The following is a 20,107-nucleotide window of genomic DNA, read 5'->3' as shown; positions in this document are numbered from 1 at the left end:
GGGTAAGTGGGAGGCGACGAATCATGGCCTAATGCTACTGCTGGATGCCCCTAGCCGCCTCGAACAGCGTATCCCTCATTTCCTGCGGCGGCTTGCCATAGGCCCGCAGAAACGCTTGGCGCAGCCGCTCACGGTCGCCGAACCCACTCTCGCGTGCCACCACCTCGACCGGGTGGCGGCTGGTTTCCATCATCACCCGCGCCGCCTCTACGCGCAGGGTCTCGACGGCCTTGGCCGGGGTCTTGCCGGTTTCTTCGCGGAACACCCGGCTGAACTGCCGGGGACTTAGGCGCGCCACGTCGGCCAGCGCTTCCACCGACAGGTCGCTGCGCAGGTTCTCGCGGGCGTAGGCCAGCGCCAGTTGCACGCGGTCGGATTTCGGGTCGATCTCCAGCAGCGCCGACAACTGCGATTGCTCGGCGCCACGGCGCTGGGCGATCACCAGCTTGCGGGCGACCTGGCGGGCCAGGTCAGGGCCCAGGTCGTTCTCGACCATCGCCAGGGCCAGGTCCACCCCGGCGCTCATGCCGGCGCCTGTCCAGAACTGGCCATCGACCACGAACAGGCGGTCTTCCTCCAGCTGCACATCGGGGAAGCGCTTGCGAAATTCCGGGGCGTGCAGCCAATGAGTGGCCGCACGGCGGCCCGCCAGCAGGCCGGCTTCGGCCAGCACGAACAGGCCAGTGCACAGTGCGGCGACGCGCCGCGATTGCTGGCTGGCCGTACGCAGGCTCGCCAGCAATCCCGGGCTGGGGTTGCCCAGGGTCAGGTAGCCACTGACGATAACCGTATCGTAGGCCGTGCTGCCGAGCGCCTCGGTATGCACCGCAAAACCCTGCGAAGTCATCACGGCGCCGCCTTGCTCGGACACCAGGGTGAAGCTGTAGAGCGCTTCGCCACGCAACAGGTTGGCGCATTCGAACACCGAGGCCACCGACAGGCTCAGGGACTGGAATTGTGGGTAGACCACCAAGGCGACCGTATGCATCGTTCATGTCCTGAATGGGTGTCAGCCGATTCTCACGGGGGTGTGCAGGCAGTGCAACATAGCGGTGACACCGTGGCCGTAATCCTTGCAGATATGGCGGGGCTGATGTGTATCGCTGAGGAGGATAAGGGTGCTTTTTATGTAGGAATATTGCCTGATCTTCCGATATCAGTGTAGGTCGTTTCCTAAAGGGAGATTTTCCACCTGGTAGACCGTTGTACCCATGGGCGGGCCATTCTAGTCTCCCTCTCGCTCGCCGCCTTCACTGTCACGGCCAGTCGGGTCACGGGCAGAAACCTGCGTAGGGTTCGCGTGGGTTGGTCGGGGTGGCCGGGGTGTTGATGGGCGGCGGGCTTCTTTTTTTCATACCCGTGCAGGCAAGGAGTGTGCATGAGCAAGGACGATCAACCGACCAATACACCAGGCTTGAAAGTCGTCAGCGTGGTAGGGCGTGCTCCCAAGGGCGCACCGCGTAACTGGGTCCAGGCGACCCCTGGGTTGCCGATGCGCGAAGTATTGCTGGAAACCTCTGTCATGCTGGGCTGCATCACCGCACTCACCTGGCAGGCCATCGACAGGCCTGCGGATGCCTCGATATTGCTGCGCGCCACCCACTACATGGGCGGCATGGCCAAGGCGATGATCGAGGGGCAACTGGTCGACTCAACCAAGAAGGATTGAAACCTCAACGTATTTGAACAGGAGGCGATGGGTCTGCTCGGCGAGCAGCGCAGCCGGTGTGTATAGTTCCTCGTGAGCAGTCCACACGGCCAGGAGTAGACCCATGAACGTCATCAATGCGCGCTTGCGCGGCAAGGACGGCCTCTATCGCATCGTGCTGGACGGCGAGCGCATTGCCGCCATCGACCTGCAACCCGGCCCCTTCACGCCGGCTCGCGACGATATCGACGCCGCGCAGAACCTGGTGACTCCCCCCTTCATCGAGCCGCACATCCACCTGGACGCTACCCTCACGGCTGGCGAGCCGCGCTGGAACATGAGCGGCACGCTGTTCGAAGGCATCGAGTGCTGGGCTGAGCGCAAGGCGCTGACCACCCATGAAGACATCAAGACCCGCGCGAAGAAGACCCTGGGCATGCTGGTCGACCATGGCATCCAGTTCGTGCGCACCCATGTCGATGTCACCGACCCGAACCTCACCGCGCTCAAGGCCATGGTCGAGGTGCGTGACGAGGTGCGTCATCTGGTCGACCTGCAGATCGTCGCTTTTCCCCAGGAAGGCATCGAGTCGTACGCCAATGGCCGCGGGCTGATGACTGAGGCGGTGGCCATCGGTGCCGATGTGGTCGGCGGCATTCCGCATTTCGAGAACACCCGCGAACATGGCGTGGCCTCGGTGGAGTTCCTGATGGACTTGGCCGAGCGCAGCGGCTGCCTGGTGGATGTGCACTGCGATGAAACCGACGACGCGCAGTCGCGTTTTCTCGAAGTGCTGGCCGAGCAGGCGCGGGTGCGTGGCATGGGCGCCCGGGTGACCGCCAGCCATACCGTGGCCATGGGCTCCTACGACAATGCCTACTGCTACAAGCTGTTCCGCTTGCTCAAGCAGGCAGACATCAATTTCGTCTCATGCCCGACCGAGAGCATTCACTTGCAAGGGCGTTTCGACACCTTCCCCAAGCGACGTGGCGTGACCCGGGTGGCCGAACTCGACCGCGCTGGCCTGAACGTGTGCTTCGGCCAGGACTCGATCGTCGACCCGTGGTACCCGCTGGGCAATGGCAACATCCTGCGCATTCTCGAGGCCGGGCTGCATATCTGCCACATGCTCGGCTACGAGGATATCCAGCGCTCGCTGGACCTGGTCACTGTCAACAGTGCACGCACGCTGAACCTGGGCGAGCGTTATGGCCTGGAAGTCGGGCGCCCGGCCAACCTGCTGGTGCTGTCGGCGCCGGACGACTACGAGATGATTCGTAGCCAGGGGCAGGCGCTGGTGTCGGTGCGTGGCGGCAAGGTGCTGATGCGTCGTACGCCGGCGCAGGTGCAACGTTTCGCCTGAGCGCGTTGGGCTTTCAGGTCGCGGCTTGCGGCAGGTGCCCCAGCGGCAAGCCGGTCTGCTCCTTCACCGCAGCGATCGCGAAGTTGCTGCGGATATCGCTCACCCCCGGCACCTTCAGCAGCGACTCCATCAGGAACCGCTCATAGGCGCGCAGGTCCGGCACCACCACCTGCAACAGAAAATCCGACTCCCCCGACACTAGGTGGCACGACACCACTTCGTTGAGCTCGATCACCGCCTGGCGAAACGCGGTCGACGAAGCCTCGCTGTGCCGCTCCACCTTCACCCCGATGAACACGGTGAGCCCAAGCCCGATAGCGTCGCGATCGAGCTGGGCGTGATAGCCGCGAATCAGCCCGGCTTCTTCCAGCAGGCGTACCCGGCGCAGGCACGGGGAGGGCGACAGGCCCACTTCCTCGGCCAGTTGCACGTTGGTCAGGCGGCCGTCGCGTTGCAGAGCGGCGAGGATACGGCGGTCGAGATTGTCCAGTTTCATGATTGGCATAAACCAGGTCAGTAATCGTTATGGATGGCACGATATGCCAATAATATTGGTATGTGTAGCGTAATACGCAACGCGTGCAGATGGGCTACTGGGTAAGCTTTTTACCTATGTAAACCCACCTGCAAGCGAGGCGAACATGGCAAACCTAGAGTTGTTTATCGGTGCATTGGTCGTGGCGTACCTGGTCCCGGGGCCGGACATGATCCTGGTGTTGCAGATTTCCAGCACCCAGGGCCGGCGCTTTGCCTTGGCCACCGCCATCGGGCTGGGGGTGGCCCGTGCGGCACACGTCGCCTTGGCCGCACTGGGCCTGGCGGTCCTGTTGCAGAATGTCGGCTGGGCGTTCGAGGTGGTGCGGGCGATTGGCGTGGCGTACCTCGTATGGCTGGGCATCCGTATCGCCCGGGCGCCGAGCCTGGTGCCAACGGTCGACGGTGCGCTGGCGATTCCGCGGCGTGCCTATCACGCAGCAGCCTGGCGCGGCCTGCTGACCAACATCAGCAACCCCAAGGCGTTGCTGTTCTGCTCGGTGCTGATGCCGCAGTTCATCGAGACCGGTGCGGGCGATGTGGCAGGGCAGTTCCTGCTGCTTGGGGTGGTGCTGGTGCTGGTGGGCCTGGTGTTCGATGTGTTCTATGCCATGGTCGGCGCGGCACTCGGCTACTGGATGGCCCGTCGCCCGCGGATGCAACTGATGCAGCGCTGGACTTTCGCTACCCTGCTGATCGGCTTCGGGCTGCGCCTGGCACTGATTGGCCGCCCCCAGTGATGGCGCCGCTGGCATTGGTCTAGAATGCCGGTTCGCCTCGCTGCACGGACTGCTCATGGACCCTCTCTACCTCATTGCCCTGGGGGCCGTTGTCGCCGGTTTCGTCCAGGGCCTTTCCGGTTTTGCCTTCGGCATGGTGGCCATGTCGTTCTGGGCCTGGGGCCTTGAGCCTCGCGTGGCTGCCGTGCTAACGGTGTTCGGCAGCCTGACCGGCCAGCTGATCGCGCTGTTCTGCGTACGCCGAGGGTTTCGCTGGGCCTTGCTGTGGCCCTTCGTGATCGGCGGGTTGCTGGGCATTCCACTGGGCGTGTGGGTGCTGCCGTACCTGGACATGCTCTGGTTCAAGGCGGTGTTCGGTACGCTGCTGGTGCTGTGGTGCCCGCTGATGCTGGCGGCACCCAGGCTACCGAGGCTGCGCGGCGGGCGCCTGGCCGACGGCACGGTCGGGTTGCTGGGCGGTGTGCTGGGCGGCATCGGCGGGTTCACCGGCACCGTGCCGACGCTATGGTGCACGCTGCGCGGCTTCGATCGCGATACCCAGCGCGCGGTGATCCAGAACTTCAACCTGTCGATGCTGCTGGTGACTATGCTCACCTACCTGGGCACGGGGCTGGTGACCGTCGAGCTACTGCCGTCGTTCGCCGTGGTGGCCCTGGCGATGGCCGTGCCGACCTTGTTGGGCACGCGCTTGTACCTCGGCATCAGCGAACAGGCCTTCCGCCGTGTGGTGCTGGGGCTGCTGACCCTGTCCGGGGTCGCCATGCTGCTGGCTTCGCTGCCGGTGTTGCTGACGCGCTGAGTGCTTGCCTGTGGCCCTTGAACTTGGCACGCTTGCCCCGGTCTGTGACCGCCATGCAGAAACAAGGAACCCTCAAGGTGAGTTGGGAAAAAGTCGGGAAAGCCCTTGCGGGCGTGCTGGTCGTTGCGGTGGCCGCAGTGTCGCTGCATGCGCTGTGGCGTGACGCGGGAAGGTTGCAGGCCAGCCTGTCCTACGAGTACCTGACCTACCCAAGCCAGTTCAGCGAACGCATCAGCCAGGCCAACGACCAGCTCAAGTACGAGCGCCTGCAAGCTGGTATAGAAGCCATCGCCCAGGGTGCGCTGGCCCGCGAGCAGGTGGAGCGGCTGGTGGGTCTGGCCCAGGCGCCCTATATGCAGTTGTTCGCCAAGCCCTTCGAGGCGGGCCTGGTGGACCACCGCACGGGGCTGGTCATCAGCCTGCACAACCACGGCGACACGCCGGTGAAGGATGTGCATATCCGCCTGCCGGTCAAGGGGCTGGTGCAGGTACGCGACGATGCCGGTAACGATACGATTCCCGATGACGCCACCAACTTGATCGACATTCCTGCCATCGCGCCGGGGGCGTCGAGCAAGGTGTGGGTGTACTTCGATGCGGACTACTCGCAAGTCCGGCAGGCCGGCATCAGCATCGTGCATGCCGATGGCGCTGCCGATGTGCAGGTGATGCGCCAGGTCGAGGGCTTCCAGGCTTGGGTGGCGCGCTATGCGCAGGTGCTGGTCGGGCTGCTGGGGGTGTCGCTGCTGGCCTTGCTGCTGCTGGCCTGGCGTTGGCCTGGGCGACGAGCAGCCCGCTGAATCAGAACGCTTCCGGGTAGGCCCCGCCATCGATCAGCAGGTTCTGCCCGGTCACGTACCCGGCCTGTGCGCTGCACAGGAATGCACAATACGCCCCGAACTCCTCGGCACTGCCGAAGCGCGCCGCAGGAATCGCTTGGCGGCGCGCCTGGGCGGTGGCTTGCACATCGCCAGTTGCGGCGCTCGCCGCTTGCAAGGTTTTCTGCAACCGCGCCGTGTCGAACGCCCCAGGTAGCAAGTTGTTCAGCGTCACGTTGCGCCCGGCCAGGCGCTGCTGGCGCGCAAGCCCAGCGATGAAACCGGTGAGGCCGCTGCGGGCACCGTTGGACAACCCGAGCACTTCGATGGGCGCCTTGACCGCGCCAGAGGTGATGTTGATCACCCGCCCGAAGCCGCGCTCGGCCATGCCATCGACCACCGCCTTGATCAGCTCGATGGGCGCGAGCATGTTGGCATCAGGTCCTGGCTGGCCGCGCAGACGATGGCCCAGCGGCCTTTGATACCTAGATCCATGTAGGGCTCCGGTTGTTTTGGTTAAGTGCTTGGCGCATAAGTCTTTTTAGCGAATCGCCACGGGGTTGATGTTCACCTGTGTGGAGCCTTTGTACAACGGTTGGCCCAGCACGAACATGAATTCGAACGCTTTGTCGCGCACCAGCGCGCGGGTGTCGATCAGTTCCAGGTTATAGATGCCGCGCTTGGCCAGCATGAACTGGTTGACCGGGAATTCTTCGCCGCTGGGGTTGGGGTACACCTCCGAGGCCCAGGTATCGCCACCGAAGGCGACGATGCCCTGGTCGGCCAGCCACTGGGCGGCAGGCAGGTCGATACCAGGTTCGGTGGCGAGGAACTGCGCGTTGTCCTTGCCGATCAGCTCCAACCAACCCGTGTTGAACAGCACCACATCGCCCTTGCGTAGGATGAGCCCCTGCTTCGTCAGCACCGCCTTGAGGTCATCCACGCTGAACACGGTACCGCCAGGGACGATGGCCTTGCCGTAGTGGGCGGTCATGTCCAGCACCACGCCCCGGGTGACCATGGGCGGCACCTTCTCGACCCCTAGCTTGGTCACGCCCTCGACGGTGACGAAGTCGGCGGCGTGGTTGCCGTTGTAGTAGACATTGTCGATACCGATATGGCCGATGCCGTTGAGCTGAGTGCCGACGCCGGTCCAGCCGTTGACCAGTTCATCGTTGAAGGTGAACCGATTGCGGCCCAGGGTCTGCCCGGCCTGCTCGCCCGGTTGGATGTTGTAGAGGTGGAAGCTGCGGTGCCGGAAGGCTGGCAGGTCCTTGCTCACCGGCACGGCCAGGGGGTAGGTCTTGCCGGTCTTGATCAGCTGCGCGGCCTGCTTGACCACATCGGGGGTGAGCAGGTTGGCGGCACCGATCTCGTCCTGGCTGCCGTAGGGCGATTGTTGCCAGTCGGCGGCCAGGGTGGTGTGGGTGGTGGCGGTAAGGGCGGCGGCGAGTAGCAGGGGTTTGAAGGGGGTCATTAGTATCTCCTGGAGGTTGAAGGCTTCGGGAGATTCTGGGCAGAGGCTTCGGTGGGAAAAAGGCTTCTGCCGGACAAGGAGTTTTGCGCGCCAGGCAAGGGCCGTTTCGCAGGGCACGCAGTGCCTCAGGGCAAGAGAGCCACCCATTTCCCGCCTTGGTTACCTTCCTTGAGTTTATTGAGCGCCTGCGGCAATTCGGCAAAGTCGAACGCCTGACGTTGCGGTGCCACCAACCGCCCATCGGCCATCTGCTGCAACAACTGTTGCCCCTGGGCTTTCAGCTGCTGGCGGTCGAGCAACTGCCCATGGGCATGAATGCTGTTGAGCGCCACTTCATGCAGCGATATCGCGGTGCTGAACGCGGGCAGTGGGGCGCTTTCCTGGCGATCCTGGATACACACCAAGTGGCCGTTGTAGCCCAATAGCGAGGCGAGGCCGCTGGCGTGGGCGCCGCTGACTGTGTCGAACAGTGCATGCAGCGGGCGTTCCCCGAGGGCTGTTTGCAACTGGGCCTGCCAGTCGTGGGCCCGGTAGTCGAACACGCCGACCACACCCAGCGCTCTCAGGGTTGCATGATGGCGCGGGCTCGCCGTGGCCCAGACCTGCAGGCCACGCTGTAACGCAAGCTGCGCGAGATAGAAACCCACCGCGCCCCCGGCGCCGACCACCAGCACATCGCGGCTGGCGCCCTCCGGTATCTTGGCCAGCGCCTGCCAGGCCGTCAGGGCCGGGCAGGGGAGTGCTGCGGCGGCGGCATCTTCCAGGTGCGCGGGCACTGCCATCACCAGACTGGCGTCGACCAGGCAGTATTCGGCGAAGCTGCCATCGCGTGCCAGGGACTGGTGATAGGCCACTCGGCTGCCCAAGGGCAGGCCGACGCCTTCACCGGTGGCAGCCACTACGCCCATGCCATCCACACCGGGCACTGTGCCTTGCTGCCAGGCCGGGTGGCCCCACTCGCAGATCTTCCAGTCCACCGGGTTGAGGGCGATGGCGCGGTTGGCGATCAGCACTTCGCCGGGGCCGGGTGTAGGCAGGGGTTTGCGGATGGGGCGCAGGCCGTCGAGGCCGGCGCCTGGGGTCCAGCCCCAGGCCAGGTAGTCGTGCGACATGGAGGGCTCCTTGGTGGGAAAGCGTCTGGTCCCAGCCTAGCGGTTCGCTGGCTGGGGAAACAGGCGGTTTCAGGCCAAGGTGTGTTGATTGCAGGTCAACAATGCGCGGTGGTCAGCCCAAGGCTTTGGCAAGATCCTGCATACCGCCTTCGTAGACGCCTTGGAACAGCGCGTGCGCCTCGTCCTCGCTGATGCCGGCCGGGGTGAACTCGCCAAACCACTCCACCAGGCTGCCCTGGCCATCGGCGCTGACACGCACGGTGGCGAGGTAGCTGCTGATCGGGAAGGGGCTCTGCTCGATCGAGTAGGTGCAGGTACGCGCTTGTTCATCGAAGGCTTGCATGCGCTCGACGATGGTATTGCCGTCAGCAGCTTTCAAGGTGCGCAGGCGACCGCCTTCGCTGAGGGTGCTTTCGACGATGAACGGCAGCCATTGCGGCAAGTTATCGAAACCGCCGACCAGGGCCCAGACACGGTCAGGGCTGTGGGTGGTTTTCAGGGAGGCGTGGGCACGGGCCATGGGGAACTTCCAGGTGATTTGAGGTGCTGGCATCGTAGACGCGTTGGGCGTTGCGGTCGAGGCTTCGTGGCTTCAGCCCAGCCCGCCACCCCGACGCACATGCTTGACCAGCACCTTCTCGAGCAACTCCCACATTGCTGGGTTCACACTGAACGCCACGTTGAAACGCATCCACCCAGTAGGCCGGGCATCGACCATGAACAACTGCCCAGGCCCGAGCATGATGCCTTGCGCCAGCGCATCGTCGAGCAGCGCGGCGCTGTCTGGAATGGCGGGGTGGCGGGTCCAGATGTACATGCCTTCGTGCGACTCGATGAACAGCTCGAAGCCCAGCCGGTGCAGGTGCCGGCCCACTTCCTGGTGGGCCTCGGCCAGGCGCTGGCGCAGGCGCTTGAGGTGCTTGCGCCAACGGCCATCGATGACCGCCGAATACACCACCCGCTCCATCACCTGCGAAGTGGTCAGGCCCGAGCGCATCTTCAGGTGCAGCAACTGCTGCATCAGGCCTGGCTCGGCCATTAGGTAGCCGACCCGCACGTTCGGCGAAATGCTTTTCGAATAACTGCCCACGTAGACCACCTGTTGCAGGTGGTCGAGGCTGGCCAGACACGGCTGCGGCTCGGCGATCATGTCGGCGTAGAGGTTGTTTTCCACCAGCCGGAAACCGTGGCGCGACGCCAATTGCAGCAGGCGGTGCAACTGTGCCAGCGGGGTGCGCGAGCAGGTTGGGCTGTGCAGGTGCGGCTGGGTGAAGAACAGGGTTGGGCGGTGGTGATTTAGCAGGTGTTCGAGGTGGTCCAGGTCGTAGCCGGCCGGGGTGCGGGGCACGCCCACCAGGGTCGCGCCCTGGAAACGCAGGATGCTCATCAGGTTGGGGTAGCCGGGGTCGTCCACCAGCACCACGTCGCCCGGCCTCACCAGGGTGCGTACCGCCAGGTCCAGGGCCTGGCTGGCGCCGTGGGTAAGCATCAGTTGCGCCGGGTTGACGACGATCGACAGCTCCTGTTGCAGGTTCTGCGCGGTCAGCGCACGCAGCTCGGACAGGCCCATCGGGTCGCCGTAGCCGGACAACTCCAAGGGACTGCCGGCCACCTGGCGCAGGCCGCGGCGCAGGCCGTCCTCGTACATCCAGTCGTTGGGCAACCAGCCGCAGCCGGGTTTGTACGGCAGCTGGCGGGTTTCGAAGATCTGCTGCAAGTACCACTCGGAATTGAACGCGGGGCGGGCGCTGTCGGCTTCCGGGCTGGGGCTGTCGAGCAGCTCGCCCAGCGCGCGGCTGACGAAGAAGCCGGCATTGCCACGGCTGACCAGCAGCCCCTGGGCCACCAGGCGGTCGTATGCCTCGACCACGGTGAAGGTGCTGACCGAGTAGGTCGCGGCGAAGGCGCGGATCGAGGGCACCTTGGCGCCGGGCTTGAGGGTCTGGTTGTCGATGAGTTCGCGCAACCCGTCGATGATCTGGTTGACCAGCGGGGTCGGCGCGTCGGGATGTAGTTGCAGCATGGGGGCCTTCAGGTGTGCGTAACGCCAAGCACCTGCGGGGTGTCTCGGGTGTATTGCATGGGCGGCCTGTACAGTGCAGTGCGGATTTCACACCACTGTGCATGGCTCTCTGTGTCCGACATTTTTACATTAGGTGACATATATCGCCAGTTCAGTTCGCCCGAGCGGTCCGTCTCGGGCGCGTTCAGCAGGCCGCCACGGATGGCCTGCGTGTGTCTCGCACACCTCCTGCCCGCATAGCGCTGATGTAAAGGTGAGGCCGATGGCTGCGCGTTGTCGCAGGACGTCGGGGTTTCACAGTTTTTCCTTGGATAAAAAGAAGCACGGGGTACACAACTGATGGACGCAACATCTACATCCACCACCGCCGCGAAAAGCGAGCCCGAGAGCCAGCTCAACGCGGCGCTCAAGTCGCGGCACCTGACGATGATGTCGATCGCCGGGGTCATCGGCGGCGCCTTGTTCGTCGGCTCCGGCAGCGTGATTCATAGCGCCGGCCCTGCGGCGGTGCTGGCGTACCTGGCCGGCGGCATCCTGGTGGTGCTGATCATGCGCATGCTGGGCGAAATGGCCACCTCCTCTCCGGACACTGGCTCCTTCTCCACTTACGCCGACCGCGCCATCGGCCGTTGGGCCGGCTTCACCATCGGCTGGCTGTACTGGTGGTACTGGGTCATTCTCATGGCCTGGGAAGCCTACGTGGCGGGCAAGATCCTGCATGGCTGGTTTCCCGGTGTGAGCGTCAACGTGTTCGTGTTGGCCACCACCCTGGTGTTGATTACCGTCAACTTCTTCAACGTCAAGCACTATGGCGAGTTCGAGTTCTGGTTCGCGCTGATCAAGGTGGTGGCGATCGTCTGCTTCCTGATCGTGTGTACTGCGGCGGTGTTCAATATCTGGCAGTTCGGCGAGGTGCGCGGTATCGGTCACCTCACGTCCGAGGGCTTCATGCCCAATGGCATCACCACGGTGGTGGGGGCGTTGCTGGGGGTGATGTTCGCCTTCCTCGGCGCCGAGATCGTCACCATCGCGGCCTCCGAGTCCAAGGACCCGGCCGGGCAGATCGTCAAGGCCACCAACTCGGTGGTATGGCGGGTGTGCCTGTTCTACGTCGGTTCGATCTTCCTGATCGTCTGCCTGGTGCCGTGGAACGACCCGCACCTGGGTGAGTCCGGCTACGGCGCCTACCGCCGCACTCTGGAGCTGTTGGGCGTGCCCTATGCCGAGCTGCTGATGAACTTCGTGGTGCTGACCTCGGTGAGCAGTTGCCTGATTTCCGGTCACTACACCGCTTCGCGCATGCTCTTCTCCCTGGGCCAGCGGGGTGACGCGCCGTCGTTCTTCAAGATCACCCGCACCGGAACTGGTGTGCCGGTGTACGCGATCATGGGGTCGTGCGCAGTGGCGGTGCTCTGTGCGCTGATCAACTTCAGCGAGACCCTGCGCCCGAAAGACGTGCTGGAAACCCTGATGAACACCACCGGCATGATCGCCTTGCTGGTGTACCTGGTCATCGCCTTCTCGCAACTGCGCATGCGCCGCAAGTTGCTGGCCGAGGGCAAGGAGATCCGCCTGAAGATGTGGCTGTTCCCGTGGCTGACCTACCTGGTGATCGCCTTCATCGTGGTGTGCCTGGTGGTGATGGCGTTCATGCCTGACTACCAGATCCTGGTGATTTCCACCGGCATCGCCGCTGCCGTGGTGGTGGCGATGGGCGTGGTGCACCAGGCGCGTACCAGCAAGCAGCGCTGATTCCTATGCAACAAGCCCGCTCATGGGGTCGATAACGACCCCGAGGAGCGGGCTTTTTCGTCACAGGGCGTACTGGGCGATACCGTTGCCGAATGACCAGTTCTCTTTCTTCACTTCCACCAGGTTGATGAAGACATCCTCCGGCCTGACCTGCACCTCACTCGCCAGCCCTTCGGCGATGGTCTTGTACAGCAACTTCTTCTGATCGAGCGTGCGCCCTTCGCTCAAGGTGATCTGGATGAACACCTGCTCGTCGGAGCGGGCGATACCCAGGTACTGCGGGTCGTACACCAGGCGTTCGCCATCGTGCTCGGTCAACACCTGGAAGTTGTCGTGCTCTGGCACGTTGATCGCGCTGCGCAAGGCCCCATAGACCACCTTGCCGATGGTTTGCAGGTGGTTGGGGTCGGGGTGTCGCCGGATATCGATACGCACGAGCGGCATGGCGGTCTCCTGGAGAGGGGGCAACGACAAGTTACGAACAATAGGATAGCTACCCTAAGTCCGAATTCCGCGATGCGTTGATCGCCCAGGCCTTCGCCGAAATCACTCCACCTCTTCCTTGTAAAGACGCATGCCGCGCGCCTTGTAGTTGGCCAGTGCCGCAGGGTGGTCCAGCGAGCAGGTGTGCACCCACACGCGGCGGGTCCCTGGCCAGGCCCAGGCCTGGGTGATCGCCTGGCTGAGCAGCACACCGCCAAACCCTTGGTCGATGAATTGCGGGGCCAGGCCGAAGTAGCGAATCTCCACATCGCTGCCATCGGGGCGGTACAGCTCGAAGTAGCCGGCGATGGCGCCGCGATGGTAGGCCACCCAGGTGCGGTGGCCTTCCAGCTCGACCACGGCCTGCCACTGGGCATCGCTCCAGCTGTTGAGGTCGGTCCAGTTCCAGACCGAGCCCACCAGCTGATAGAGGAAGCGGTTGAGTTGCGGCTGCGGGATTTCGCATTCGACGATGTGTAGGTCGTCGCGAGGTGGCTTGGCCTTCAAGTCGTTGGCGCAGGTCATCTCCAGGTAGAAGGTTGTCACGGGGGCGGTCAAAGGTGTTGCTCCTGAAGGCGTTGATCCATGGGGGCTGGGCCGAGTGAGTCAGGCGATGAATGTTGAAGAAGGGGAAGGCGCAGGCGAGTCATCTTGGCGAAGCTCATGCAGCACTGCCACGGTGCAGACCCCCACCAGGCCGATGCTGGCCAGCACGATGTCGCCCAGTAGCGTGCCGACGACCAGAAGCAGCAGGCTCAGGCGTGAGAACGTTTTCATGGGGGCCTCCTAGGCGTGGTGAAGTCCTGAGTCAAGATAGTGCCCGATGTTTCGGGCCGTACCTAGAGACGCCTGGCAAATCTTCTACTTGCCAGGCACCAACGGCTACGATGGTCTTACTTTCTCCAGTACTTTCACCACCTGGTCCAGCCCGTCGAAGGTGGATGGTATCTCGCTGTCTCCACCCACGATGCCGCTAAAGATGACCTGCTCGAAACGCTCCAGCGTGCTGTTGTTAGTACCTTTGGCATCACGTGCGTACTCCGAGTACTTCATGACGAACTGGGTCAAGGCGATTCTCAGGTCGATCTGCAGCAATTGGGCTTTTACTGATCGGTAGCTGTGCAATACCACCTTGAAGAAGTAGAGCATGACTAGCTCGAAGCCGAAGAAGGCCAGTAGCGGTAGAATTTGCTTCAGGTATTTCGCTGTTGAGTCTTCGACATCTTTGGCCTTGGTGGCTGTGTCGATGGGCTTCGTTGTCGAGGGTGCCGCTTCATTGGTGGTGAGGGCAGTAGCAGAGGCATTCGGTGCAGCTGGAGGCGTGGCTGCGGGCCCTGCGAGTGTGGTGGCAACCGTTACTTGGGTATTGGCGCTTGAGTCACTGGAAAATAGACCTGCGACGACCTTGAGTCCCAGTGGAACGCTCATGATTACACCCAGACACACCAAGAATACTAGGGTGTTTCTTGCTTCCTTGATTTTCTGCGTGCGCATGACCCTGAATGCACGGTTGAGACCGAGGAAGTTGAAGCTCTTCTCGTACTTATCCAGTTGTTCTTTGAGTTGGGTAACCTCTTGATGTTTCTTCCCCAACACCTGATCCAGGTTTTCCTTGAAAACAACACCCTGGCTGATCGTACGTGGCAGCTCTGCCAAGGTGACCATGTCCTTGTGGTGCAGATAGCTTCGAATGATTCCGATGATCAAGCTCTGCCGTGCATTTCGATACATCAGCTGGCAGGTAAAGTCCTTGAAGTAAGTGTCATCCAGTGCGTCACTCCACCCCCGCAGCGTGGCCGGCGTACCATAGGGGGCACAAATTTGAATTTCCGTGACGAACAGGTAGCAATGCACAGCCAGCTGTTCCAAGGTCTGAGCGTCAGAGGCGTTGTCGGTGCAGAAAATTTGGAGTGCGTTCTTAAATTCTCCACCATAAACTTCAATGCAATACAGGCTGAGCTTATCGGCGGAATCTGAAAACTTCCAGAAGTAACCCAAGCTGACGAGCGTAAACTCCCTGAGCTTACGTTTCTTTTCATCCGTACCATCGCCGAGGCTGGCTTTTAACTTTTCTTCGGCCACTTGAAGCTGTTGGATCAGGTTCGAGAAAAAAATCGGTGCAGATTTATCCGCACGCTCTTCCACTTGTTCGCTCATCAAGCACACATCCTTGCATCAATCGATTTGTACAGCCGCGAGGGCACCTCGCGATCAGTTGGGTGGCATTATGATATTGCGCCGGCTCGAATTGGAAGGATTGGCCGATAGCCTATATTACGGGTCCTATCAGGCTCCCCCCCTCTTAGCTAGCCCCTGCAACACCGCCATCGCCCGCTGTGCATCCTGCACCGCCACGAAGATGTGATCGTGGTAATAGGCGGCAATTACATTGCAACTGATGCCCGCATTCCCAAGTGCAGTAGCGAACGCGGCGGTCAAACCCACGGCCTCCAGCGACGAATGGATGGTCAGGGTGATCCACGCGGCGAGGTAGTCGTAGTGCAGGCCAAGTGCCTGGGCCTCGCTGCGTTCGAGGATTACCGTCAGGCCTTCCTGCTCGCGGAAGCTGCCGACTGGCGCCGCGCCTTGCAGCACGGCGAGGTCAGGGACAGTGCAGAACACGTACTCACCTGGGTTCAGCGACGGGCGCATGCCGGACAGCAGTTTCTCGATGGATGTTTCGCCAGACATGCCGGGTTCCTTATGGGGGAGTCAAAGACAGCGCCATTGTTCCCGATTCCGCCTTTCGTGTGGTTAAACCTGCTGATGACGAATAAGTAACGCTAATGAGCCGTCATGCACCGGCAAGGCTTGGCGGCTCGAAGCGCTCGGACAGGTCCATCCGCACATTGCGCAGGCTCGCGGTCTGCGCATGCTGGGCGTGCAGTTGCTCGCTGCAGTAGCTGACCAGCAGCGAGCGGCGCCGAGCACCGCTGACGTTCAGGCTGGCGGCATGGACCAGGTCGGCATCGAATACCAGGATATCGCCCGCCAGGCCGGACATCGATATTGACCGCGCTTCGTCGATGTCGGTGTCCGGCGCGTTTACCGGGTATCGATGGCTGCCGGGCACCAGGCGGGTCGCGCCGTTGGCCGGGCCGTAGTCATCAAGGAAGATGATCGCCAGGGCGGTGTCGCCGGGGCGTTCGCTGCACAGGTCCCGGTGCAGGGCCTGGTGGCCATGGGCTGGCAGCGGTTCGCGACCTTCCACCTGGGACAGGAAAAAGCGCTCGCCGATCAGTTCGCCCACCACCGCCAGCAGCTCGGGCAGACGGCACAGCGCCTGTACCTGCGGCGCCAGGTCCAACGCTGCGTGACGCCAGCCCGCGCCCCGTGGCACTGGCCATTGCGAATTGGCCAGCACCCCATCATCGAACGTGCTGCGCAGGGCTGGCAGCCAGTCGCCTGGCGTCGCTGCGCGCAGCAGGCTGTAGCCGTCTCGGTGCAGTAGGTGAGGGTCGATCATGCTGGGCGCGCCGTCCGTGCGGGGCCTTGATGGTGCCCCAGCCCGGCCGGCGCGCCAAGGGGCGGGTCAGGACACTGGGCCTTTGAGCAGCGCTTTGAGCGAGGCATCGAACTGGCGCAGGGCGTCGGCCTGGATCACTCGCTCTTCGGCCAGTTGGCGCAGCAGGTTGGCGTTGCCGACATCCTTGCGCGCCACGCCTTCGGCACGGCCGATGTAGGTCAGCTGGTCATCGAAGAAGCGCGCCACCACGCTGGCCTGGATCGCCTGGTCTTCGGCGCTGGCCAGTTGGCTCTGGGCATCGAGCAGCACGATCACGTCGGGGCGGTCGGCCAGCAGGGTGTCGAGGTCTTCGTAGAAGGTCACCTCGGTGAACGCCTGGCCCAGCGAGCGGGCCAGCCAGTCATAGGCCTGGTTGCCGGACAGGGTCGCGACCGGAGTGGCTTCGCCATTGGCCGCTGGCGCCTGGTCACGGTGGCGTTGCAGGTAGTCGAGCGTCGCGGCGGCGTTGCGCCCGAGCAGCACCGCTACCTGCTGCCCGTGGTTCAGGTTCACATTAGACAGCTCGGTGGCCGAGTAGAGGTGACCGGCGGGCTGTGCGCCGACCTGGCTGGCTTGTGTGGCGCAGCCACCGAGTGCGGCGAGCAGGGCCATCAGGGCGGCGATCATGCCGGTTTTCATGGTGGAGGCCTCGAGCAAGATTGGGATGTGGCTATCTTCCTCGCGCATACGGTGCAGTGGAACTTGAAGCTGAACATGATGGCTATTGATGGAATCAATGAGCCACGTACCTCACTCGCCCAAGCGTTGCTCACGCGACGGCGGGTAGCCGAAATAGGCGGCGTAGCACTTGCTGAAGTGCGACACCGAGACGAAACCGCAGGCTACCGCCACTTCCATCACCGACAGGTCTGAATACTGCAACAGGCGGCGGCTCTTGGTGATGCGCAGCTCCATGTAGTAGCGCCTTGGCGAGGTGCCCAGCTGGGCCTGGAACAAGCGGTCGATCTGGCGCCGCGAGCGCCCGCTGTAGGCGGCCAGCTGGTCGAGGCTCAGGGTTTCCTCCAGGTTGTTCTCCATCAACTCGACGATGGTGCGCAGTTGCAGGCTCATCGACTTCTTCGCCCCCGGCCCCACCTGGCGGTAGCGCGCGCCGGAGAACGAGAGGATTTCTTCCACGCCTTCGGCCAGCGCATCGCCATGCAGGCGCCGCACCAGGCCCAGCATCAATTCCATCGCGCCATTGGGGCTGGCGGCGCTGAGGCGGTCGCGGTCGAGGGTGAAGCTGGCCGGGGTAATGCGCGTCTGCGGGCTGCGCTCGGCGAGGCTTGCGCGCTGTTCGGGGTGGATGCTGCAACCATAGTCGCCCAGCACCCCGGCGCGGCCGAGGAACCAGGCACCGTTCCACAGCCCACCCAAGGCCATGCCCTGGGCGGCGCAGTCGGCCAGCAGGCGGTCGAGTTCGGGGTATTTCAGCGGTGTGCGCAGGCCGCCGCAGATCACCAGCAGGTCCGGGGCCTGCACGCTGTGCGCGCTCAGCGGCGTGGCGAACAGTTCCAGGCCCAGGTCGCTCAGTACCCGGTCACCAGACAGCGACAGCGCGGTGGAGGCGAAACTGTCGGCACGCAGCAGGTTGGCGGTAACCAGCACGTCCATGGCCACGGTAAAGCTGGCCATCGAGAAGTGCTCCAGCAACACGAAGTCGACCTGGTAGGGCGGCTGCGTTTGGCCCGCGCCGGGCTTGAGCCGCAGCATGTTGGTGGTGCTGGTCTTCTTGCTGAACTGACGTGGCGTGGGCACTGCGGACTCCGTTTCCTTCGCGGGCGCTGAGGAGTGTGCTGGGAGTCTTGGGGAAACACAATCGGTGCTGACAGGGGAGGGCGGTGGTGTATTGCACCGCGACGGGGCCCGCATAGGGCATCGGCCCGAAAAGTGCGCATCGAGGTCAGTGCGCCTGACCTCGATTAATGCTCAATTGATTGATTTATATATAAAGACCAAGAGTGGCATGGTCCTTGTTAGAGGCTTCATCAACTTGGATACAAGATGGAACTCAGACGATGCGCGCCTTCCCCCTCACCTTCACTGGCTGGCTCGATGCGTACCGCGCCGGTGCAACGCCCTCCGACCTGCTTGGCAGCCTGCTGGCCAGCCTCGACGACCAGGACACTGCCTGGATCAGCCGCGCCAGTGACGCACAATTGCGCGCCCAGCTGGACCGTCTGGCCGTGGCGCTGGCCGAGCACGGTGGCAACCTCGACGCCCTGCCGCTGTACGGAGTGCCGTTCGCCATCAAGGACAATATCGATGCCGCCGGTTGGGCGACCACCGCTGCCTGTCCTGCCTTCAGCCATATGGTCGATGCCAACGCCACGGTCGTGACGCGCTTGTGTGCAGCAGGAGCGGTACTGATCGGCAAGACCAACCTCGACCAGTTCGCCACCGGCCTGGTCGGCACTCGCTCGCCTTTTGGCGCCGTGCCCAACAGCTTCGACCCGGCCTATGTCAGCGGCGGCTCGAGCTCAGGCTCGGCCAGCGTGGTCGCCCGCGGCCTGGTGGCGTTCTCGCTCGGCACCGACACCGCGGGTTCCGGCCGTGTGCCGGCGGGCTTCAACAATATCGTCGGGCTCAAGCCAACCAAGGGCTGGCTGCCCAACACCGGCTTGGTACCCGCCTGCCGAACCATCGACTGCATCTCGATCTTCGCCCTGACCGTTGCCGATGCCCAGGCCGTGGCCCGCCTTGCCGGTGGCTTCGACGCCGCCGACCCGTACTCGCGCCGCAACCCGCAGCGTGCCCCGGTGGCCATCGGCAAGGCGCCGAAGCTGGCGGTGCCGGATGTGCTGGAGTTCTTCGGTGACCAGCAGAACCAGGCAGTGTTCGAGCAAGCCGTGGCCCAGCTGCGTGAGCAGGGCGCAAGCATTACCGCGATCGACTTCAGCCCCTTCCGCGAGCTGGCCGAAGAGCTGTACTACGGCCCTTGGGTCGCCGAGCGCACCGCGGCCACCGAAGGCGTGGCCGCCGAGCACATGGACCCGGTGGTGCGCGGTATCGTCGCCAACGGCCACCAATACAGCGCCTGCGACACCTTCAAGGCCGAGTACCGCCGCGCTGCCTTGGCACGTCGTATCGAAACCGCGCTGGAAGGCTTCGACGCCCTGGTGGTGCCGACGTCACCCACTCACCGCACCCAGGCGGAAATGGCCGAGGAGCCGGTGCTGTTCAACAGCCAGTTCGGTATCTACACCAACTTCACCAACCTCGCCGACCTCAGCGCCCTGGCACTACCGGCAGGCCTGCGCGATGACGGCCTGCCCAGCGGCATCACCTTGATCGCCCCGGCCTGGCACGACCAGGCCCTGGCCGACTTCGGCCAGCGCTGGCAAGCCGCTGTAGCTCTGCCGCTGGGCGCCACCGGGCAACCCTTGGGCGCGCTCGCGCCAGCGTTGCAATCAGGCGATTGCGTGCGGGTGGCGGTGGTCGGTGCGCACCTGACCGGGATGCCGCTCAACCATCAGCTCACCACCCGCAATGCAGTGCTGGTGGAGCAAACCTTCACCAGTACCGACTACCGCCTCTACGCCCTGGAAGGCACGGTGCCGCCCAAACCGGGCCTGGCCCGCGCCCAGGATGGCAGCGCGATCATCGTCGAGCTGTGGGACATCCCCGTGGCGCGCTTCGGCGAGTTCGTCGCCGAGATCCCGGCCCCACTTGGCATCGGCAACCTGCAACTGGCCGACGGACGCTGGGTCAAGGGCTTCATCTGCGAACCGCTGGCACTGGGCAATGCCCGCGACATCACCAGTTTCGGCGGCTGGCGCGCCTTCGTCGCAGCGCAGGCTGCCCGCCCGACCCAGGCTTGAGACCTACGCACGTTCAGTACCGCACGGGTTAG

The 20,107-nt window shown here is 63.6% G+C and carries 21 protein-coding genes and 1 pseudogene; 7 read left to right on the top strand and 15 right to left on the bottom strand.

Annotated features, from left to right (window positions below; genetic code table 11):
* Window positions 1-34: 34 nt before the first annotated feature.
* Complete coding sequence (locus ACQKPE_RS01225) at window positions 35-988, bottom strand: GlxA family transcriptional regulator (protein ID WP_427662956.1); 954 nt, start codon at window positions 986-988, stop codon at window positions 35-37.
* A gap of 390 nt (window positions 989-1,378) precedes the next feature.
* On the opposite strand from ACQKPE_RS01225, the gene ACQKPE_RS01220 reads away from it, so the two are divergent.
* Both ACQKPE_RS01220 and codA read left to right on the top strand, forming a co-directional pair.
* The gene (locus ACQKPE_RS01220; RefSeq protein WP_427662955.1) at window positions 1,379-1,669 is read left to right on the top strand and encodes a DUF3077 domain-containing protein; all 291 of its coding nucleotides are present in this window, start codon (window positions 1,379-1,381) and stop codon (window positions 1,667-1,669) included.
* 103 nt (window positions 1,670-1,772) lie between these two features.
* Entirely contained in the window at window positions 1,773-3,011 is a 1,239-nt protein-coding gene (gene codA, locus ACQKPE_RS01215; protein ID WP_427662954.1) for a cytosine deaminase, read from the top strand.
* A 13-nt stretch (window positions 3,012-3,024) separates the two neighbouring features.
* Here codA and ACQKPE_RS01210 read toward each other — a convergent pair whose 3' ends face one another.
* Window positions 3,025-3,507, bottom strand: a complete 483-nt coding sequence (locus ACQKPE_RS01210) for an Lrp/AsnC family transcriptional regulator (RefSeq protein ID WP_427662953.1) — start codon at window positions 3,505-3,507, stop codon at window positions 3,025-3,027.
* A 145-nt stretch (window positions 3,508-3,652) separates the two neighbouring features.
* On the opposite strand from ACQKPE_RS01210, the gene ACQKPE_RS01205 reads away from it, so the two are divergent.
* The 3 genes from ACQKPE_RS01205 to ACQKPE_RS01195 all read left to right on the top strand — a co-directional run bounded on the left by ACQKPE_RS01205 (window position 3,653) and on the right by ACQKPE_RS01195 (window position 5,884).
* A complete protein-coding gene (locus ACQKPE_RS01205) occupies window positions 3,653-4,285 on the top strand; it encodes a LysE family translocator (protein ID WP_427662952.1) in 633 nt (210 codons plus the stop codon).
* 55 nt (window positions 4,286-4,340) lie between these two features.
* Window positions 4,341-5,084: a sulfite exporter TauE/SafE family protein gene (locus ACQKPE_RS01200; RefSeq protein WP_427662951.1), complete on the top strand. Its 744-nt coding sequence runs from the start codon at window positions 4,341-4,343 to the stop codon at window positions 5,082-5,084.
* Window positions 5,085-5,161: 77 nt separating this feature from the next.
* Window positions 5,162-5,884 (top strand): hypothetical protein, encoded by a 723-nt coding sequence (locus ACQKPE_RS01195; RefSeq protein WP_427663030.1) that lies wholly within the window; start codon window positions 5,162-5,164, stop codon window positions 5,882-5,884.
* 1 nt (window position 5,885) lies between these two features.
* Here ACQKPE_RS01195 and ACQKPE_RS01190 read toward each other — a convergent pair.
* The 5 genes and pseudogenes from ACQKPE_RS01190 to ACQKPE_RS01170 form a co-directional block, all read right to left on the bottom strand.
* Window positions 5,886-6,341: pseudogene (locus tag ACQKPE_RS01190) on the bottom strand (SDR family oxidoreductase); the annotation flags it as partial.
* Between the two features lie 102 nt (window positions 6,342-6,443).
* Complete coding sequence (locus ACQKPE_RS01185) at window positions 6,444-7,379, bottom strand: cyclase family protein (protein WP_427662950.1); 936 nt, start codon at window positions 7,377-7,379, stop codon at window positions 6,444-6,446.
* A 125-nt stretch (window positions 7,380-7,504) separates the two neighbouring features.
* Window positions 7,505-8,491 carry a zinc-binding dehydrogenase gene (locus tag ACQKPE_RS01180; protein ID WP_427662949.1) on the bottom strand — a complete coding sequence of 329 codons (987 nt, stop codon included), beginning with the start codon at window positions 8,489-8,491 and terminating at the stop codon, window positions 7,505-7,507.
* Window positions 8,492-8,603: 112 nt separating this feature from the next.
* Window positions 8,604-9,011, bottom strand: coding sequence for an SRPBCC family protein (locus ACQKPE_RS01175; RefSeq protein ID WP_427663029.1), 408 nt, complete (start codon window positions 9,009-9,011; stop codon window positions 8,604-8,606).
* A 72-nt stretch (window positions 9,012-9,083) separates the two neighbouring features.
* Window positions 9,084-10,514: a PLP-dependent aminotransferase family protein gene (locus tag ACQKPE_RS01170; RefSeq protein ID WP_427662948.1), complete on the bottom strand. Its 1,431-nt coding sequence runs from the start codon at window positions 10,512-10,514 to the stop codon at window positions 9,084-9,086.
* Between the two features lie 339 nt (window positions 10,515-10,853).
* Between ACQKPE_RS01170 and ACQKPE_RS01165 the strand changes: the two genes are divergently transcribed.
* Complete coding sequence (locus ACQKPE_RS01165) at window positions 10,854-12,266, top strand: amino acid permease (RefSeq protein WP_427662947.1); 1,413 nt, start codon at window positions 10,854-10,856, stop codon at window positions 12,264-12,266.
* 60 nt (window positions 12,267-12,326) lie between these two features.
* On the opposite strand, the gene ACQKPE_RS01160 is transcribed toward ACQKPE_RS01165, so the two are convergent.
* From ACQKPE_RS01160 to ACQKPE_RS01125, 8 genes are all read right to left on the bottom strand, one after another.
* Complete coding sequence (locus ACQKPE_RS01160) at window positions 12,327-12,710, bottom strand: tautomerase family protein (RefSeq protein WP_427662946.1); 384 nt, start codon at window positions 12,708-12,710, stop codon at window positions 12,327-12,329.
* Between the two features lie 102 nt (window positions 12,711-12,812).
* On the bottom strand, window positions 12,813-13,274 hold the full coding sequence (locus tag ACQKPE_RS01155) for a GNAT family N-acetyltransferase (RefSeq protein WP_427663028.1): 462 nt from the start codon (window positions 13,272-13,274) through the stop codon (window positions 12,813-12,815).
* 81 nt (window positions 13,275-13,355) lie between these two features.
* Window positions 13,356-13,526: a hypothetical protein gene (locus ACQKPE_RS01150; protein WP_427662945.1), complete on the bottom strand. Its 171-nt coding sequence runs from the start codon at window positions 13,524-13,526 to the stop codon at window positions 13,356-13,358.
* Window positions 13,527-13,631: 105 nt separating this feature from the next.
* Window positions 13,632-14,906 carry a hypothetical protein gene (locus ACQKPE_RS01145; RefSeq protein ID WP_427662944.1) on the bottom strand — a complete coding sequence of 425 codons (1,275 nt, stop codon included), beginning with the start codon at window positions 14,904-14,906 and terminating at the stop codon, window positions 13,632-13,634.
* A 129-nt stretch (window positions 14,907-15,035) separates the two neighbouring features.
* Window positions 15,036-15,440, bottom strand: a complete 405-nt coding sequence (locus tag ACQKPE_RS01140; protein ID WP_427662943.1) for an ACT domain-containing protein — start codon at window positions 15,438-15,440, stop codon at window positions 15,036-15,038.
* Between the two features lie 103 nt (window positions 15,441-15,543).
* Window positions 15,544-16,215, bottom strand: a complete 672-nt coding sequence (locus tag ACQKPE_RS01135; protein ID WP_427662942.1) for a phytanoyl-CoA dioxygenase family protein — start codon at window positions 16,213-16,215, stop codon at window positions 15,544-15,546.
* Window positions 16,216-16,281: 66 nt separating this feature from the next.
* Window positions 16,282-16,893, bottom strand: a complete 612-nt coding sequence (locus ACQKPE_RS01130; RefSeq protein ID WP_427662941.1) for a hypothetical protein — start codon at window positions 16,891-16,893, stop codon at window positions 16,282-16,284.
* Window positions 16,894-17,004: 111 nt separating this feature from the next.
* Complete coding sequence (locus ACQKPE_RS01125; RefSeq protein WP_427662940.1) at window positions 17,005-18,012, bottom strand: GlxA family transcriptional regulator; 1,008 nt, start codon at window positions 18,010-18,012, stop codon at window positions 17,005-17,007.
* 260 nt (window positions 18,013-18,272) lie between these two features.
* Between ACQKPE_RS01125 and atzF the strand changes: the two genes are divergently transcribed.
* Complete coding sequence (atzF, locus tag ACQKPE_RS01120; RefSeq protein WP_427662939.1) at window positions 18,273-20,075, top strand: allophanate hydrolase; 1,803 nt, start codon at window positions 18,273-18,275, stop codon at window positions 20,073-20,075.
* The last annotated feature ends 32 nt before the right edge of the window (window positions 20,076-20,107 follow it).

Source organism: Pseudomonas sp. NPDC089554, from assembly GCF_050280645.1.
Taxonomy (GTDB): domain Bacteria; phylum Pseudomonadota; class Gammaproteobacteria; order Pseudomonadales; family Pseudomonadaceae; genus Aquipseudomonas.
The sequence above is the reverse complement of the archived record's forward strand: the minus strand, read 5'-3'. Positions and strand labels throughout refer to the sequence as shown.

Excerpts from the sequence above, each read along its gene's own strand:
- ACQKPE_RS01225 (WP_427662956.1), bottom strand. The coding sequence starts at position 988 with ATGCATACGGTCGCCTTGGTGGTCTACCCACAATTCCAGTCCCTGAGC.
- ACQKPE_RS01220 (WP_427662955.1), top strand. The coding sequence starts at position 1,379 with ATGAGCAAGGACGATCAACCGACCAATACACCAGGCTTGAAAGTCGTC.
- codA (WP_427662954.1), top strand. The coding sequence starts at position 1,773 with ATGAACGTCATCAATGCGCGCTTGCGCGGCAAGGACGGCCTCTATCGC.
- ACQKPE_RS01210 (WP_427662953.1), bottom strand. The coding sequence starts at position 3,507 with ATGAAACTGGACAATCTCGACCGCCGTATCCTCGCCGCTCTGCAACGC.
- ACQKPE_RS01205 (WP_427662952.1), top strand. The coding sequence starts at position 3,653 with ATGGCAAACCTAGAGTTGTTTATCGGTGCATTGGTCGTGGCGTACCTG.
- ACQKPE_RS01200 (WP_427662951.1), top strand. The coding sequence starts at position 4,341 with ATGGACCCTCTCTACCTCATTGCCCTGGGGGCCGTTGTCGCCGGTTTC.
- ACQKPE_RS01185 (WP_427662950.1), bottom strand. The coding sequence starts at position 7,379 with ATGACCCCCTTCAAACCCCTGCTACTCGCCGCCGCCCTTACCGCCACC.
- ACQKPE_RS01180 (WP_427662949.1), bottom strand. The coding sequence starts at position 8,491 with ATGTCGCACGACTACCTGGCCTGGGGCTGGACCCCAGGCGCCGGCCTC.
- ACQKPE_RS01175 (WP_427663029.1), bottom strand. The coding sequence starts at position 9,011 with ATGGCCCGTGCCCACGCCTCCCTGAAAACCACCCACAGCCCTGACCGT.
- ACQKPE_RS01170 (WP_427662948.1), bottom strand. The coding sequence starts at position 10,514 with ATGCTGCAACTACATCCCGACGCGCCGACCCCGCTGGTCAACCAGATC.
- ACQKPE_RS01165 (WP_427662947.1), top strand. The coding sequence starts at position 10,854 with ATGGACGCAACATCTACATCCACCACCGCCGCGAAAAGCGAGCCCGAG.
- ACQKPE_RS01160 (WP_427662946.1), bottom strand. The coding sequence starts at position 12,710 with ATGCCGCTCGTGCGTATCGATATCCGGCGACACCCCGACCCCAACCAC.
- ACQKPE_RS01155 (WP_427663028.1), bottom strand. The coding sequence starts at position 13,274 with ATGACCTGCGCCAACGACTTGAAGGCCAAGCCACCTCGCGACGACCTA.
- ACQKPE_RS01150 (WP_427662945.1), bottom strand. The coding sequence starts at position 13,526 with ATGAAAACGTTCTCACGCCTGAGCCTGCTGCTTCTGGTCGTCGGCACG.
- ACQKPE_RS01145 (WP_427662944.1), bottom strand. The coding sequence starts at position 14,906 with ATGAGCGAACAAGTGGAAGAGCGTGCGGATAAATCTGCACCGATTTTT.
- ACQKPE_RS01140 (WP_427662943.1), bottom strand. The coding sequence starts at position 15,440 with ATGTCTGGCGAAACATCCATCGAGAAACTGCTGTCCGGCATGCGCCCG.
- ACQKPE_RS01135 (WP_427662942.1), bottom strand. The coding sequence starts at position 16,215 with ATGATCGACCCTCACCTACTGCACCGAGACGGCTACAGCCTGCTGCGC.
- ACQKPE_RS01130 (WP_427662941.1), bottom strand. The coding sequence starts at position 16,893 with ATGAAAACCGGCATGATCGCCGCCCTGATGGCCCTGCTCGCCGCACTC.
- atzF (WP_427662939.1), top strand. The coding sequence starts at position 18,273 with ATGCGCGCCTTCCCCCTCACCTTCACTGGCTGGCTCGATGCGTACCGC.